Here is a 14,737-nt window from a genome sequence, read left to right as displayed (position 1 = left end):
GACGGCACAAGGTTGAGAACCCAGAAGAAGGAGACACAATGGACTCGGCACAAGACTTCAGGTTTCGGATCACACCCCAGTTCGGCACAGTGATGACGGCCATGGTGACACCCTTCGACAAATCCGGGCAGCTGGACTTCGAAGGGGTCAGAGACCTGGCCCGCTGGCTCACCCGTGACGGCTGGAACGACGGACTCGTCGTCAACGGCACCACCGGCGAGTCGATCACCACCACCGACGCCGAGAAGACAGCCATCATCAGGACGGTGTCCGCCGCGGTCGGCGGCACGGCGACAGTGATCGCAGGAGTCGGGGTGGCAGACACCCAGCACAGCATCGAGCTGGCCCAGGCTGCCGCGGCGGCCGGCGCCGATGGACTGATGGTGGTCGCGCCCTATTACTGCCGTCCCGACCAAGCGGGCCTGCTGCGGCATTTCACGGCCATCGCGGACAGCACCTCGCTGCCCGTCATGCTCTATGACATCCCGAAGCGCACCGGCGTTGAGATCCGCCGGGAGACTCTCGTCGCGGCCGCGGAACACCCGCAGATCGTCGCGGTCAAGGATGCCAAGGGTGATCTGGCCTCGAGCTCCTGGGTCATGAGGCACACCGATCTCGCCTACTACTCAGGCGATGATGTGTTGAACCTGCCGCTGCTTTCGATCGGGGCGACGGGTTTCGTCTCAGTAGTCGGGCACGTCGCCGCGGATCTGCTGCGCCACCTGCACCGCTGCCACCAGCAGGGAAGGACGGCACAGGCTGCCGGAATCCACCGCCAGCTGCTCGCCATCTATGAGGGCATGTTCCGCTCGCCCGCAGCCGCTTCGGTCAAGGCGGCGTTGGCGATGCGGGGGCTGCCCGCCGGTCCGGTGCGGATGCCCCTGGTGGAGCTCGACGAAGCGCAGCGGGAGCAGCTGTCTCAGGACCTGACGGCATCCGGCATCCCGGATCGATCGATGCCGAGCCGACCTTTGGTGTCAGCCGAGGCCACGGTGTCGCAGTCCGGTCAGTCGCGACCTGTTCTGAGCCTGCGGCTGCCGTGAAGGGTGTCCTCAGAGCTTCCGTCTCCGGCACTTCGCCGCAGACATCCGCACCCGGGGACACGCGCAGACGTCGTCTGATCGGGGTCGATGCAGCGCGAGGCCTTGCGCTGATCAGCATGATGGCCATCCATATCCTTCCATCCTGGACGGACAACGATGAGCCGACCTTCATCTGGACTGCATTCTCAGGTGTGTCGGCCACGCTCTTCGCCCTGCTGGCAGGCTTGGCTCTGGCATTCATGACGGGCGGCACTCGTCCGCCGCACGGCCCCGCGCTGACCGCCTCCCGGGCGGCGCTGGGCGTCCGGGCGGCGCTGATCGCCGTCCTTGGACTGTTGATCGCCTACGTCGATCCGCCGGCATCCATCATCCTGGTCTACTACGGCGTCATGTTCCTCCTGGCCATCCCGCTGCTCCGGCTCTCCGTCAGGGCACTGGTGGGCGTCGCAGTCGGCATCGCGGTGCTGGGTCCGGTCATGGTCCATCTGACGCAGAACGCCCTGCCGAACCTCGACGGCTACGATCCCACCTTCACCACCCTTCTCACCGAGCCGATCACGTTCGTCAGCGTCGTGCTGTTCACCGGCAGCTTCCCGGTGATCCCGTGGATGGCGTACGTATGCGCAGGTCTGGCTATCGGTCGCCTGGACCTGAGGAACCGGCGCACCGGGCTTCGACTGTTCCTCACCGGCACACTGGTCGCCGTCGGCGCCTGGTTGACCTCATCGCTGCTCCAGGGACCGCTGGGAGGCCGGGAACGGCTGCTCGCGGCGACCCCGTGGTCAGCACGGGAGATGACTGAGTTCCTCACCTGGGGTCCGCCCCCGGACCTTCCGACGACGACATGGTGGTGGCTGACTGTTCTGGCCCCCTATACATCGACGCCGTTCGAGGTGTTCCATTCACTCGGCATCGCGGTGGCGGTGCTCGGAGCCATGCTGCTGATCGCTCGATCGGCGAGGCGGATGTTGCACCCGTTGGCGGCGATCGGAGGCATGACGTTGACGCTGTACTGCGCGCATCTGCTCCTGCTGGCCACCGGATTCCTTGCGGACGCGCCCTGGGTCTCGCTCATCGTCCAGACGATGGCGGCCATCGCGTTCGCCGTAGTCTGGCTGCACTTCAAGGGGCCGGGCCCGCTGGAGCGGGGGGTCTCGACGGCCGCCCGGATCGTGCGGGGCCGGGTCGAGACTCGGCTGCGGGGAAGGACACCGGGATAGCGACGCAGAGACGCCTGCAGTTCTCGGTCCACTAGACTGTCTCCGAGAATCAGGCGTTGCCATATGCGCACGCCTTCTTGTCTTTTGTTTTCCACGGTGCTGGAGGGGTACGTGCGCAGTAACCGGGACGAGGCGGGCAAATCCTTGTACGACGAACGAAGGAAGATGCTTGCCGGTCTGATGATGTCGGAGGCTGAGCCATGGGAAGATCTGCCCGAGGACGTGAAGGAACGATGGCGGCGCAAGTGCGACAGCGCCGGAACGCCCGGTGACGCCGCCGAGCCCGGGCGGTCCTCCGAGGGCCGACGCAGGTAGCATCGTCGGATCGGGCCGTCTTCCGCCCGAGGATTCACCGGCGCGGGCGCCTGACCGGGCCTGTGTTCTGGGCCAGAGCCAGCATCACGGGCCCAGAGTCCCCGACGTCGTCCCGGGTGGGCAGGTCGGTCAACGTCACCAGGGCGTGGCTGAGACACGCGGGGGCTTCCCAGGGCTCGTTCAGCACCACGGCAGTGGGCGGCATGCCGCCGCGGCTGGTGTCGAAGCCCGTATGCAACGACTTCAGCACCGCCTCCTTGCGCACCCAGGTTCGCAACAGCCAGGACAGTCGCTGCGCCTCAGCGACACGTCTGGTCGCGCGGAACCACCGGATCTCCTCCGGCGCCAGCACCACCTCCGCAAAACGGCGTGGCTCTGTCGCCGAAGCCAGAAATGGCCTCACCGCCTCGATGTCGATCCCCAAGGAGAACTTCTCACTTGGACCGGCACAGGCCGCCGCGACATATCCCTGCGAGCGGGACCTGGAGACCTCTATCCGCTGCCCCTCGATCCTGGCCTCCGGTGCTCCACGCCTACGGGGCAGTTCCACCCGTGCCGGCTCGACACCATAGGTTTCGGCAACCAGGGCGCGGACGACCGAGTCCACCTCGCTGCCGAAACGATACGTCCACTCCACCGAACCACCTCCCGAAACCCTGACTCGCGGTGAACACTGAACCTGATCGAATCAGCTCATTCTCACACCGTTTCGCTGCGCACGAGGGTCGCGAACCGAAATCTGACGATCTTGCAGAAGGACGCGTGTTTCTCCCATGAGCCAGCTCGACTCCTATACTCCGACCTCTGGATCGACTGATCTCCAGATCGACCACTACGACCTCGATCTGGACTACGAGATCCGGCCGAACCGACTCACCGGCCGAGCAGTGCTCCACGGCCGGGTGCTCGCCGAGGCGTCCACCATCGAACTTGATCTGTGCGGGCTGAAGGTCAGCCAGGTGCTGCTCAACGACACCAAGACCCGGTTCAAGCAGACTCGCACCAAGCTGGTGCTGCACTCACACTTCGCCGCGGATGAGCCGATCATCATCGACGTGCGCTATGCCGGAAAACCCCGACCACAGCGCGGCACCTGGGGCGACGTCGGCTGGGAGGAGCTCTCCGACGGCGTGCTGGTGGCAGGCCAGCCGAATGGAGCGGCCACCTGGTTTCCGTGCAACGACCACCCCAGCCACAAGGCCACCTACCGCTGCACAGTTCTGGTCGATTCGGACTACACGGCGATCAGCAACGGCGAGCTGCTGGAGGTGACCCGGCATGGCAGCCGGACCGCATGGACCTGGGAATCCGCACACCCGCTGGCCACCTACCTCGCGACGGTGCAGATCGGCGCGTATCGACGCGACCGGATCTCACCCGCCGGACACGCGCCCGCACGAGTTCCCCTGTGGCTGGCCTGCGGGGATCATCTGTGGAAGCAGGCGCAGGACTCTCTGGGCAAGCAGCACGCGATGATGACGGTCTTCGATCGGCGTTTCGGGGAATACCCCTTCGGCTCCTACACGGTCGTCGTGACCGACGAGGCGCTGGAGATGCCGCTGGAATCCCAGCCGCTGTCGATACTCGGCTCGAATCATCTCAGGCCTGGTTGGAGCAGGGAGCGCCTGGTCGCCCACGAGCTCGCTCACCAATGGTTCGGCAATTCGGTGACCCCGCATCGATGGGCTGACATCTGGCTCAACGAAGGCTTCGCGACCTACGCGGAGTGGCTGTGGTCGGAGGACTCCGGCCAGCGCGGCATCGACACCCACGCACGCGAGGCGCACGATCGACTGGCGACCCTGCCGCAGAACATCGTGCTCACCGATCCCGGCGGCCCGGGCATGTTCGACGACCGTGTCTACATGCGCGGTGCGCTCACGCTGCACGCCCTGCGTTCCCTCACGGGGGACGACGTGTTCTTCCGGGTGCTGCGCTCATGGACGGCAGAGAATCGATACCGCACGGTGTCCACCGCTGGTTTTCTCGACCACGCCGAGCGAGTCTCAGGCCAGCCGATACGGTCACTGCTGCACGCCTGGCTGTTCGAACCGCGACTCCCCCGCCTGCCCTGAGCAGCGCTTCCATCAGTGGACACCGGGTTCCTCACGCATTTGCGCTCAACTGCGGCCCCGTATCTCATACACTCTTCGCAGAAGCCACTCATGCCGATGCACGAACCCCATCAGATCCACCGTCCGGCGTCTCCGAAGAACCCTCGGAGCCGACGCCCGGTGCAACCACGAGGAATGCAGCTATGACGAAGCGTTGGGCATTGTTGTCCGGAATGGGGGTAGCCGTGCTCGCCGTGCTCGTCGGGTTCTTCATGCTGAGCATGCTCTTGGGTGAAGAGGAGGACACGGAGGCCGCTGAGGAGTCCCCTGCCAGATGTGAAGCACACGGGATCGCGCCACCCGACCCGCGGGCGAACCCCGATCCCGTCAGCGGCGGCGAGTCTGGGGATGCAGTGGACTCTGTGCAGCTCGCTCGCGAGTTCACCTCGGGCTATTCGACCAGCAGCTACCACCTTTACACCAGGGGCGTGAATTTCGACGAGCCGGTAGGCGTGGTGGTCAGGCTCCATGGCGACGGCGGGGCCGAACATCAGGACCCCGACGGGCTGCTGAACTGTCTCGCCGCCGTCGCCGCATCGCACAACATGATGTTGCTGGCACCGCTCACCCCGGATGCGCAAGGCGAAGTGACCTGGTGGAACGACATCTCGACGAACCTTCCCTGGCTGCGCGATTTGCTCAACGAACGCGTGCTGGAACCCTACGCCGTCGACGCCGGGCGCGTCTGGTGGATGGGGTACTCGGGGGGTGCCGAGATGATCACCTATGGCGTGCTCCCCCGGACCCCTGAAGCTGTGACCGGGGGCGCCGTGATGATCGGCGGCGGAGGAGCTCCACAGGCCGCCGTCGCAGAACCCACATCGGCGCAGCGGGAGTCCCTTGAACTGCTCTGGGTGACGGGCACCTTGGATGACGGCACTGTCGCCTACGCACCATTCGACGCAGTGACGGCCGCCCAGAAAGGCTCAGCCTGGTATCGCCAACAGGGGTTCGAGCAGGTGCGGGCCGAGTATCCGGAGGGAGAGGACCACTTCTCGCTGCCCCAGGCGCAGATCCTCGATGAGGCGCTGGCGGAATAGTCCAGGGCGAAATCTCGTACGAGCGAACTCCACGATCTATGGGTTCCTCAGGCCCGTTGCTCAGCCAGGAGCGCGGCGATGGCCTCCGCGCGGGAGTCGGCCTTCAGCGTGTGCAGGATCCGAGAGATGTGAAACTTCACCGTGTTCTCGCTGATCCCCAGCTCATCAGCGATGGCACGATTCCTGCTTCCTGACGCCAGAAGGTTCGCTACTTGCATCTCCCGTGGCCGGAGGCCGGCGATCGCTGCCGTGGACGGCAGAACCGGGGGAGGATCCAGCGGAAGGACCACCTTGAGCTCTGCACCCCAACCTGATGTCGAATTCACCGAAATCTGCCCCCTGAGTGCATGGACGCGCTGCTGAGCAATCTGCAGCAAGGTATCTGCATCGGCGGTCCCACCATCGCCATCATCGCGAACATTGACGATGAGATCGGTGCCGTCGCAGTCCCACTGCACGCGCACACGGCTGATCTCAGAACTCTCCATCCGGCTGAGAATGACTCGGTGGACCACGGCCCTGGCTCCACGAGCGATGTCATCGGAGACCAGGTGGTCACCCTCAGGCGGTTCTATGAACTCGAGTTCAACGTGCCAGTAGCGCGCGGCGGACCAAAGTTCTTCTTTCAGACGCGCGAAGGACCTGGCCACCGGCTCCTCTGCTACGGTGCGCGCCTGCCCGGTCATGGTGTGAAGTCGAGTCAGTCCTGCGGCGGATCGGGCAATGGCAGCGTCTCGCGCTGAGGCATCAGAAAGCTGTCCTGATCTGAGCGGAACAAGGATGCTGTCCAGAATCGCCGAGTACTCGTCTCTGATCTCGCTCAGCGCCTGGAGACGGACCCCCGCAGTCGACCGTGCATGGCGGAGATAGTCCGGCGCGGCTTCGTCTGCGCGCTCCTGCACGTGCAGCGAGACGATGTTCCAGATGTCCAGCAGTCGCTCGACATCAGACACCGGGCCTGGATCAGTGATGACCAAGAGCGCACCGTTGCGGGCCAGAACCTGCAGTGTCGAGCGCTCATCCTCCCCGACCCGCAGCGTGGTCTGGTGGACGCCCTCGACACTGCCGATCGTTCTCCGGATCTGATCAAGGTCCAGTCCACGCACACCGCGGTGAACAGCCGGATCGCCAGAATACTGAGAACGGCCGCCACTGATGTCGGCGGTGAACATGACCAATGCTGAGTGCGACACCAGCGGGCCCAGCAGCTCAGAGAGCCCGCGAGCGATCGAGCCGAGCGGCGAGCCGAGAACTTCGAAGAGCCGGTGGAGCAGATCGTCGGAAAATGTGACGCGTTCCATATTCCGAATACTACTGATGTGACCTACCCGAAGGTAGAGGTGTAACCAACCTCAAGGGTCATTGAGAAGAATCACGCCCAAATAGAGACTTGATGCATGTGGCGGAACCCACCCGCCATGGTCCAACGAGAGGATAGCAATGTCTGCAAACAGTGCAATCGCGTACAAGAGTCCGGGTGTGGTGGAGGTCGTAGATACTCCTTATCCCGAGTTCGAGCTCAAGGACGGGCCAGGCGTCAATCCCGCCAACATCGGACGCAAAGTTCCGCACGGCGCCATCCTCCGGACAGTGGCCACGAATATCTGTGGCTCCGACCAGCACATGGTGCGAGGCCGGACCACCGCCCCCGCGGGGCTCGTTCTCGGACATGAGATCACCGGTGAAGTGGTGGAGGTAGGCCCTGATGTTGAATTCATCAAGGTCGGCGACATCGTCTCAGTGCCGTTCAACATCTCCTGTGGGCGGTGCCGCAACTGCAAGGAACGCAAGACCGGAATCTGTCTCAATGTGAATCCAGACCGCCCTGGCAGCGCCTACGGATACGTGGACATGGGAGGGTGGGTCGGAGGGCAGGCGGAGTATGTGCTGACGCCCTATGCCGATTGGAACCTGCTGAAATTCCCAGACCGGGACCAGGCATTGGAGAAGATCCTTGATCTGACCATGCTCTCGGACATCTTTCCGACCGGCTTCCACGGCGCCTACTCTGCCGGTGTCGGACCCGGATCTACCGTGTACATCGCCGGTGCTGGCCCCGTCGGACTGGCCGCTGCCGTCGGTGCACAGCTGCTGGGCGCAGGTGCGGTGATAGTCGGTGACCTCAATGAGGAGCGATTGGCTCAAGCCCGTTCCTTCGGGTGCGAAACCGTCGATGTCTCCAAGGGCGATCCCCGCGACCAGATCGAGCAGATCCTCGGGGTGCCGGAGGTCGAGTGCGGCGTTGACGCAGTCGGCTTCGAGGCCCGTGGACACGGCGCTGGTTCAGCACAGGAGGCACCTGCAACCGTCTTGAACTCGCTGATGGACCTCACCGAAGCGGGCGGCGCGCTCGGAATTCCCGGCCTGTACGTCACCGGAGATCCAGGCGGAGTCGACGAGGCAGCCCAAGTAGGATCCCTCTCGATCCGTCTGGGATTGGGCTGGGCCAAGTCCCTGTCCTTCGCCACCGGTCAGTGCCCGGTGATGAAGTACAACCGTCACCTCATGCAGGCGATCCTTCAAGAGAAGGTGCAGATCGCCAAGGCCGTCAGCGCCACTGCGATACCACTTGATGAGGCGCCGGCTGCATACGCAGAGTTCGACGCAGGCGCGGCGAAGAAGTTCGTGCTCAATCCCAACGGCTACATCAAGAACTGATTCGCTTCAGGGGTGGCCCCTGCCGTTCAAAGGAGAACGACGGAACCCCCTGGCGAATACCGCGTCCAGCGACTCCGGGATGTCGATCTCTCGACATCCCGGAGCGCAGCCGGGGTCAAGCAGGCGAGTCGAAGCTCCCCATCTTGCGCTTCCGCTCAGGTCTTGCCGCCGGTAAGTTCTCCGCTGTTGACCAGGTCTTCGGCAAGGACCTGCAGCTTCTTGTTGGTGTGCTGACTGGCCTTGGCCAGCAGCAGAAAGGCCTGATGTCCAGTGATCTTGTAGCGCTCCATCAGGATTCCCTTGGCCTGTCCGATCACGTCCCGGCTCTGCACCGCCTCGTGGAGCTGGCTGACCTGCTGGGCGTCGGCGAGGGCAACCGCGGCATGTGAGGCGACGATCAGCCCGACATGCTCAGAGTCATCGTCGAACGCGTCGACCTGACTGGAGTAGAGGTTCAGCGCGCCCAGGTTGTCTCCCACCACGAAGAGCTGGAAGGCCAACATGCTGCCCACTCCGGCTTCGGTCGCCTTCTCAGCAAAGCTGGGCCACCGGGTCTCGGTCGCCATGTCACGCACGCGGATGGTTCGTTCCGAGTAGATCGCCTCGAGGCAAGGACCTTCGGTCAATTCCACCTGCAGATCGTCCAATCGTCTGAGCAGCTCGCTGGAGGGAGCCACCGTCTCGACCTCCTTGCGCCCGGTGACGATGCTCAGAGAGGCCTCTTCGACGCCGGGGATGAGTTCGATGGCGGCGGCCACCACGAGCTCGAGAACAGCCTCCGGACTCTCCTGGTTGAGGGATCGGGCCAGATCGCCGAGCTGTGAGGCCAGCTGATGCGCCCCGGCAGAGCTTCCTTGGTCGTGCGCGGAAGGCTGTCCCTGTTCTGTGTTCGCCTGCGTCCGAATTTCTTCTACGCTCTGCATGATGTCTTACCCCTGAAGTTCTTTCGTCGGCGGGCCGCCGTCGTCCGTGTCATCGCTGTATGACGCCCGGGGCGGCGGCGGGAGCATGTCGATCATCTCGTTCACGGCCTGGGCCAAGATGTCCTGCTGAAGATCAGGCAACGAGTACGAGGCGTTGATGTAGGCATCGAGCTCGTACTCACCGGCCGTGCCGCCCATGCTGAAGTAGTGCAGCCACAGCCCTTTCAGTGGAAGCGCCGAATGGCGCACCGCCCGGCCAAGGATTCGGCGCTGCGACTCCCCCGAACCACCGGAGGGCAGGTCGCCCTCAGGCCGTGAAGGCTTCGGTGGATTGGGATCCTTCACAACTGATTACCGCCCTGGCGCTGGCCGTCTGCGATGATGTGTTCGGCGACCTCCAGCACAGTGATGCGTTCGGCGCGGGCGACCTGAATCAGGCGCAGGGTCGCGGCTTCCTCGTCGAACCCGGATTGGGCCATGAGGATGCCTTTGCCGATATTGATCATGTCGCGCCTGCCCATGGCGTTCCGCAAGGATCCGCTGAGCTTCACCGGAAGGTCCTTGGTCTGCACATGAGACAAGAGCGCAGCGGCCGGAACGGCGAACATCGTCAACAGCCGTTCGGTCTCCGAGGTGAAGGCGGAGTCCGCGGCGGAGTAGACCTTCATGGCGCCGACGGCGATCTCCTGATGCTGCAGCGGCGCGCTGAGCACGGACCGAATTGGCAGCCCGACGACGGCCGCGGACCAGTCAGGCCAGCGGGGATCGGACTGGACGTCTTGGACGTTGACAACCATGCGCGATGCCCAAGCACTCAGGCAGGGGCCCTCCCCTGTCACGTATTGGAGATCATCGGCCTCGCGGACCACCCGGTCAGTGCTGCCGGCGCTCTCCTTGCTCCCTGCATCGCTGATCAACGTCACACCGGCGCCGATCGCGCCCGGAACAGTGCTTTTCGCCGCCTGGGCGAGGAGTTCAACCGCGCGTTCGACGGTTTCTTCACTGAGCAACATGCCATTGACGCGGGCGAACACCAGCGACAATTCGTCCAGTGGCAGTTCGGTTGGCATCATCATCTCCCTGTGGCGGCACCGGTGACGCGCGCAGAACGCAACACCGACAAGATTTGATCCAGTCCCCGGCTCGAAGAGAGCTTCACACGTGAGCGTGGAGTCCTGCTCACGGGTGGATGTGGGAATGGCACGGAACTCACCGGACGCACCTGACCTGCGGTCATTGTTGCGCCACTGTGAAATCGATCCGGCTGCTCTGCGCCCTGTCCTGCAACCACTCGACGGCCCTCCTCCGTGAGGGCAACCATACGCCTTCAACCTGTGCGGTCCGCACAAGGCGGGGCCCCACCCATGGCGCGATCCCGCCTCGCGTGAGCAGGTCGTGGCTACTCCTTCCTCAGCTTGTCCTGCCACCGCACCGGCCGTCTTCTCCACGATGTTCGGCACCTCGGTGGCGGGGTCTCCACATAGCTGAACTCACCGAGTCCGTCCGGGCTGGGTCCCGAGGCCCACGAACCGTCAGCCATAGCAGGTCCCGGTACTTTCCGGGAATGCGGGCGTTTCATGCCTGGAAGGCTGTACTGCATGGCCACGGTGATCTCTCCGTACTGACCACCTATGACTTCCTGGAGTTTGCGGGCGTAGACGGCGTCTGGCTTCTCGGGCGTTGCGTAGTACGCAGAGCTTGTTCTGCAGAACCATGAGGCTTCTTCTGGCTGGTCCGGATACCTGAACATGTTCCCAACGACGGGCAGTATGCGCCATGGACCACCTGGCAGCCCCTGGGCTGCGGGTCTCATGTCAGCAGCTACGGGATGCTTCTTGCTTACTCAAACGGGGCGAAGGTCCTCTTGACTGCGCAGAACAGCACTCTTCGATGAACGCCAGCGAAGGAACGGGCGCCGTTCGTAGGTGTTCTCAGACCGCGGTTCCGAGCGCGAGCGGGAGTCCCAGTGCGGGTCCCGAGTTCTCATGGCAGCAGACTCATCGGCCACGCACGGCCGCGGAAAACGCGGTGTCGCCAGAGATATCTCTGGAAGACCTTGGGGAACACGGTGGCCAGCGAAGTACATCTCCAACGCCGCCAGCCCCACGGGCTCGATATGCGCCGTGCCCCGCAGGTCGACGATCAGATCCGGAAACGAACGGACGGCCAGCAACTGGTCAAGGACTGCAGACGCTGCCGAGAAGCTTTCCAAGGTCAGGCATCCCACGACCTCCACGATGATCGGTCCAGACAGACCGGAGGTGCTGATGACTACTCGGGAAATGTGCTCCATGGGACACCCTTGTCTGAAGAAACAAGAACCCATCTTCTTGAGCTATGGCCACAGCGTAGCTGACCGATCCATCGCCGCATGCAGCACACAGTTCGCTCTCGCCTCTCTGCCGCTGAGATGAGTTTCCACGCGAGCTGTCTGTGCGAGGTCTTTCGAGTTTCAGGCGCTGCGAACGGTTTGCTTCTGAGGGAATAGCCCGTAGTCTCAGAGCAGAGTTCAAGTAGCGGACTCCTCCTACCGATCTGTTTAGGTAATGATGGAGCACACGCTACGTACCGGTATAGCCGTCGAACTTCTTCCCGGTCCTCTCCCCATCGATCTTGATGGTTGTCTGACCCAGGACCGCATCCAGCTTCCTTCCCGAGGCGACGAGCAAGCTTCGCCGTCTCCGCGCCGGGACGCCCCTTTCGTCGGACATGAGCCGTCCCCGTTCGAGAAGCACGCGGACCATCCCCCGTCAATCCTCCCCACGTCCTCGGACATGGCAGGTGCCTCATGACACTCACCGAGGCAGACGTAGGGCTGGATCCGGGCGCTCCATCGCGAAGCCGCACGGTGATTCCGCTGGTCAGCGGCACCGAACAGAACCTCCGCGACTCCCTTCGCCCGCTGAGCCCGGAGGTCTCGTCATCGACGAGATGTGTGGACTTGATCGAGACCCCCGTTCCATCTCTGCACCCAGAAGACTCCTTCGACGTCGATGTCTCGACGCTCCAGGTTCACGGAGTCCGACCCCTGCTGGTCCGCGACGAGGTAGAACTCATCGGTGTTCTCGAACCCACCACCGTCTTCCCATGGTGCGCACAACACCGGCCGGCGGTCCTGGAAGAGCTAGCCGCTCTGGCCAGCAGAGGAGAAATGCCCGACTGGAACCTCGGCTTGTCCGGCGAGCCGTGACCACCACGATTTCCCTGGTTCAATCCCCCCCCCTACACGAAGGAATCCCCAATGACGCAGAACTCGTACACCCCTGAATCCCGCCCCAACACTCCGGCTGCGAACCGGCCCAAAACCGATCGCACCGATCATGCTCCGGCCCCCAAGCAGCGGCGCGCCGCCGCGACCGGCCTGATCGTCACCGTGGTGGGCGTGCTCCTCTTCAACATCGCGCCGTTCCTGGACTGGGTGACCACCGAAGACTCCGAGTCCTACAGCGGTTATGAGACGGACTCCCTGATTCCGTTCATCGCCTACCTGGGGGTGGGTCTGCTGGTCGCCCTGTTCCTTGCCCGCGGACGTGCTCGACGCGGCCAACACCGCGGTCTGACCTTGGTCTCGATGGCCGTCGGCATCGCAGCTGCTGCGCAGTGCCTGGCCTTCGCCATGGAACCCATGGGAGCGCTGGAACGCGGTGACAACCTCTCCATCGAGCTCGGCGTGTGGCTGGGACTGATCGGCGCAGCCATCTGGGCGATCGGCTCGGGTCTGTTGGCCAAGGAGATCGAGGGCGACGACAACGATCGCACCCATGATCACATCCGCGGCGCCAAAGCTGCACACTGAGGCACCAGATACGCCCAGTCTGAGCCCCACCCCGCTCATCGCCTCGTCGAAGATCACAACGAAAGGCAGTCATGACTGACTCCACCAACACTTCACAGAACCGCCAATTCCCGGAGAGCGCGGGCGACGTCACCCCCCGCTCCGGCATACCCCACGCATCGCGACAGACCACGGATGCGACCGACCAGTTCCGGTCCGGTCCGGCCAGCGCGAGCCGGCCCAGCACTGGCCAGAGCACATCAGACCAGAGCACATCAGATCAGGGCTCATCCGAGCAGGGCAGGTCAGATCAGGCCAAGTCAGATCAGGCCAAGAGTGCGGCCCAGGACGTGGCCGGTGATGCCAAGGACGCCGGCCGGGCCGTGAAGGACACCGCGGCGCAGGAGGCCGCTGGGGTCAAGGACGACGCGGTGCGTGAGGCCAAGCGCCTCGGCGGTGAGGCGAGCACGATGCTGGAGTCCCAGGCCGCGGAGCAGCTGGATCGGGCGGCAGTCACGGTGCGCACCTTCAGCGATGACGTCGGGCGCATCGCGCGTGGTGAGAAGCCTGAGCCCGGGGTCGCGAAAGACCTCGTGGACCAGCTGAACTCCCGCGCCGAGACCACCGCGAGCTGGCTGGAGGATCATGATCCCAAGGAGGTCCTCCAGGAGGTCCAGAGCTTCGCGCGCCGTCGGCCGGTCGCTTTTCTCGCGATCGCCGCTGGTGTCGGGTTCGCCGCTGGTCGGCTGACCCGGGGCATCTCGCAGCATCACGCCGATGACGACAAGCAGGGCACCTCCACCCCGCGCAGCGAGTCCCGCACCGAGTCCCGCTCTGCCTCGAGGACCACACCGGGGGCCACACCTGGGGCCGCACCTGGGGCCACACCGGAGGCCGTCCCGGGGACCATGCCAGACACCACACCGGTGACCGCCGGTGGTCCGACGACCGGGGCTCCGACGCCCGGTTACCCGGCCGGTACCGATCCCTATGCCGGGGGTGGTGGCCGATGAGCAGCTCCAGCTTCCCCACCGAACCCGAGCGCAAGGCCGAGCAGGAGTCTCTGGGTTCGCTGATGTCTCAGGTCAGCGATGACCTCTCGACCTTGATCCGGCAGGAGACCGCGCTGGCGAAGGCGGAGCTCTCCGAGACCGCGAAGAAGTCAGGGAAGGGTGCTGGCATGTTCGGCGGCGCCGGGATCGCGGGGCACTTCGTGTTGTTGTTCCTCTCGATCGCTCTGTGGTCCGGGATCGGTGCCACTGATCTGGGTCATGCATGGTCTGCGGTCATCGTGGCTGTGGTCTGGGCGATCGTCGCTGCGGTGTTGGCGGTGCTCGGTAAGAAGACCCTTGATGAGGTTCAGGGTGCCCCGCAGACTGCGGAGACCCTTAAAGAAGTTCCTGATGCTCTCACCCCCACGAAGGAGACCCGATGACACAGCAGAGTCCAGAAGAGATCCGCGCTGATATCGAGCGGACCCGCAGCAGTCTTTCCCTTGACGTGGACGCGGTCGCGGACAAGGTCTCCCCGTCGAAGGTAGCTGCGCGCCAGACCGAGAAGGTCCGCAGCACCGTGGGTGGGTGGAAGGACCAGGTGATGGGGTCGGCCGAGGATGCCTCGAGTCAGGTCTCGGACCAGGCCCACAGTGC

At 64.2% G+C, this 14,737-nt stretch carries 17 protein-coding genes and 1 pseudogene; 11 read left to right on the top strand and 7 right to left on the bottom strand.

The window, feature by feature from the left end:
* The first annotated feature begins 38 nt into the window (after positions 1-38).
* From dapA to LTI14_RS12465, 3 genes are all read left to right on the top strand, one after another.
* Entirely contained in the window at positions 39-1,043 is a 1,005-nt protein-coding gene (gene dapA / locus LTI14_RS12475; RefSeq protein WP_241463580.1) for a 4-hydroxy-tetrahydrodipicolinate synthase, read from the top strand.
* Positions 1,044-1,159: 116 nt separating this feature from the next.
* Positions 1,160-2,263: a heparan-alpha-glucosaminide N-acetyltransferase domain-containing protein gene (locus LTI14_RS12470; RefSeq protein ID WP_241463579.1), complete on the top strand. Its 1,104-nt coding sequence runs from the start codon at positions 1,160-1,162 to the stop codon at positions 2,261-2,263.
* 63 nt (positions 2,264-2,326) lie between these two features.
* Positions 2,327-2,578: a hypothetical protein gene (locus LTI14_RS12465; RefSeq protein ID WP_241463578.1), complete on the top strand. Its 252-nt coding sequence runs from the start codon at positions 2,327-2,329 to the stop codon at positions 2,576-2,578.
* A 34-nt stretch (positions 2,579-2,612) separates the two neighbouring features.
* On the opposite strand, the gene LTI14_RS12460 is transcribed toward LTI14_RS12465, so the two are convergent.
* Positions 2,613-3,002: a 4'-phosphopantetheinyl transferase family protein gene (locus LTI14_RS12460; RefSeq protein WP_241476707.1), complete on the bottom strand. Its 390-nt coding sequence runs from the start codon at positions 3,000-3,002 to the stop codon at positions 2,613-2,615.
* A gap of 349 nt (positions 3,003-3,351) precedes the next feature.
* Between LTI14_RS12460 and LTI14_RS12455 the strand changes: the two genes are divergently transcribed.
* Positions 3,352-4,653 carry a M1 family metallopeptidase gene (locus LTI14_RS12455; RefSeq protein WP_241470329.1) on the top strand — a complete coding sequence of 434 codons (1,302 nt, stop codon included), beginning with the start codon at positions 3,352-3,354 and terminating at the stop codon, positions 4,651-4,653.
* Between the two features lie 182 nt (positions 4,654-4,835).
* Positions 4,836-5,732 carry a hypothetical protein gene (locus LTI14_RS12450; protein ID WP_241470330.1) on the top strand — a complete coding sequence of 299 codons (897 nt, stop codon included), beginning with the start codon at positions 4,836-4,838 and terminating at the stop codon, positions 5,730-5,732.
* A 47-nt stretch (positions 5,733-5,779) separates the two neighbouring features.
* On the opposite strand, the gene LTI14_RS12445 is transcribed toward LTI14_RS12450, so the two are convergent.
* Positions 5,780-6,904: a helix-turn-helix transcriptional regulator gene (locus tag LTI14_RS12445; protein ID WP_241476706.1), complete on the bottom strand. Its 1,125-nt coding sequence runs from the start codon at positions 6,902-6,904 to the stop codon at positions 5,780-5,782.
* Between the two features lie 268 nt (positions 6,905-7,172).
* Between LTI14_RS12445 and fdhA the strand changes: the two genes are divergently transcribed.
* Positions 7,173-8,390, top strand: coding sequence for a formaldehyde dehydrogenase, glutathione-independent (gene fdhA, locus LTI14_RS12440; protein WP_241463573.1), 1,218 nt, complete (start codon positions 7,173-7,175; stop codon positions 8,388-8,390).
* A gap of 155 nt (positions 8,391-8,545) precedes the next feature.
* On the opposite strand, the gene LTI14_RS12435 is transcribed toward fdhA, so the two are convergent.
* The 5 genes and pseudogenes from LTI14_RS12435 to LTI14_RS12415 form a co-directional block, all read right to left on the bottom strand.
* Positions 8,546-9,313, bottom strand: a complete 768-nt coding sequence (locus tag LTI14_RS12435) for a GAF and ANTAR domain-containing protein (RefSeq protein ID WP_241463572.1) — start codon at positions 9,311-9,313, stop codon at positions 8,546-8,548.
* Between the two features lie 6 nt (positions 9,314-9,319).
* Positions 9,320-9,658, bottom strand: coding sequence for a hypothetical protein (locus LTI14_RS12430; protein ID WP_241463571.1), 339 nt, complete (start codon positions 9,656-9,658; stop codon positions 9,320-9,322).
* Positions 9,655-10,389, bottom strand: coding sequence for a GAF and ANTAR domain-containing protein (locus LTI14_RS12425; RefSeq protein WP_241463570.1), 735 nt, complete (start codon positions 10,387-10,389; stop codon positions 9,655-9,657). Before LTI14_RS12425 ends, LTI14_RS12430 begins: the two co-directional genes overlap by 4 nt.
* A 460-nt stretch (positions 10,390-10,849) precedes the next feature.
* Positions 10,850-10,997, bottom strand: a pseudogene (locus LTI14_RS13370) (manganese catalase family protein); the annotation flags it as partial.
* 159 nt (positions 10,998-11,156) lie between these two features.
* Positions 11,157-11,606, bottom strand: coding sequence for a hypothetical protein (locus tag LTI14_RS12415; RefSeq protein WP_241476705.1), 450 nt, complete (start codon positions 11,604-11,606; stop codon positions 11,157-11,159).
* 495 nt (positions 11,607-12,101) lie between these two features.
* On the opposite strand from LTI14_RS12415, the gene LTI14_RS12410 reads away from it, so the two are divergent.
* From LTI14_RS12410 to LTI14_RS12390, 5 genes are all read left to right on the top strand, one after another.
* A complete protein-coding gene (locus tag LTI14_RS12410) occupies positions 12,102-12,503 on the top strand; it encodes a hypothetical protein (protein WP_241476704.1) in 402 nt (133 codons plus the stop codon).
* Positions 12,504-12,554: 51 nt separating this feature from the next.
* Positions 12,555-13,109, top strand: a complete 555-nt coding sequence (locus tag LTI14_RS12405; RefSeq protein ID WP_241463567.1) for a hypothetical protein — start codon at positions 12,555-12,557, stop codon at positions 13,107-13,109.
* 71 nt (positions 13,110-13,180) lie between these two features.
* Entirely contained in the window at positions 13,181-14,101 is a 921-nt protein-coding gene (locus LTI14_RS12400; RefSeq protein ID WP_241476703.1) for a hypothetical protein, read from the top strand.
* Complete coding sequence (locus LTI14_RS12395; RefSeq protein WP_241476702.1) at positions 14,098-14,523, top strand: phage holin family protein; 426 nt, start codon at positions 14,098-14,100, stop codon at positions 14,521-14,523. Before LTI14_RS12400 ends, LTI14_RS12395 begins: the two co-directional genes overlap by 4 nt.
* Positions 14,520-14,737, top strand: a 218-nt coding sequence (locus LTI14_RS12390) for a DUF3618 domain-containing protein (protein ID WP_241476701.1), incomplete at its 3' end; no start/stop codon positions are given. The genes LTI14_RS12395 and LTI14_RS12390, both read left to right, overlap by 4 nt.

This window comes from Nesterenkonia sp. YGD6, from assembly GCF_022565895.1.
In the GTDB taxonomy this organism is placed as follows: Bacteria; Actinomycetota; Actinomycetes; order Actinomycetales; family Micrococcaceae; genus Nesterenkonia.
The sequence above is the reverse complement of the archived record's forward strand: the minus strand, read 5'-3'. Positions and strand labels throughout refer to the sequence as shown.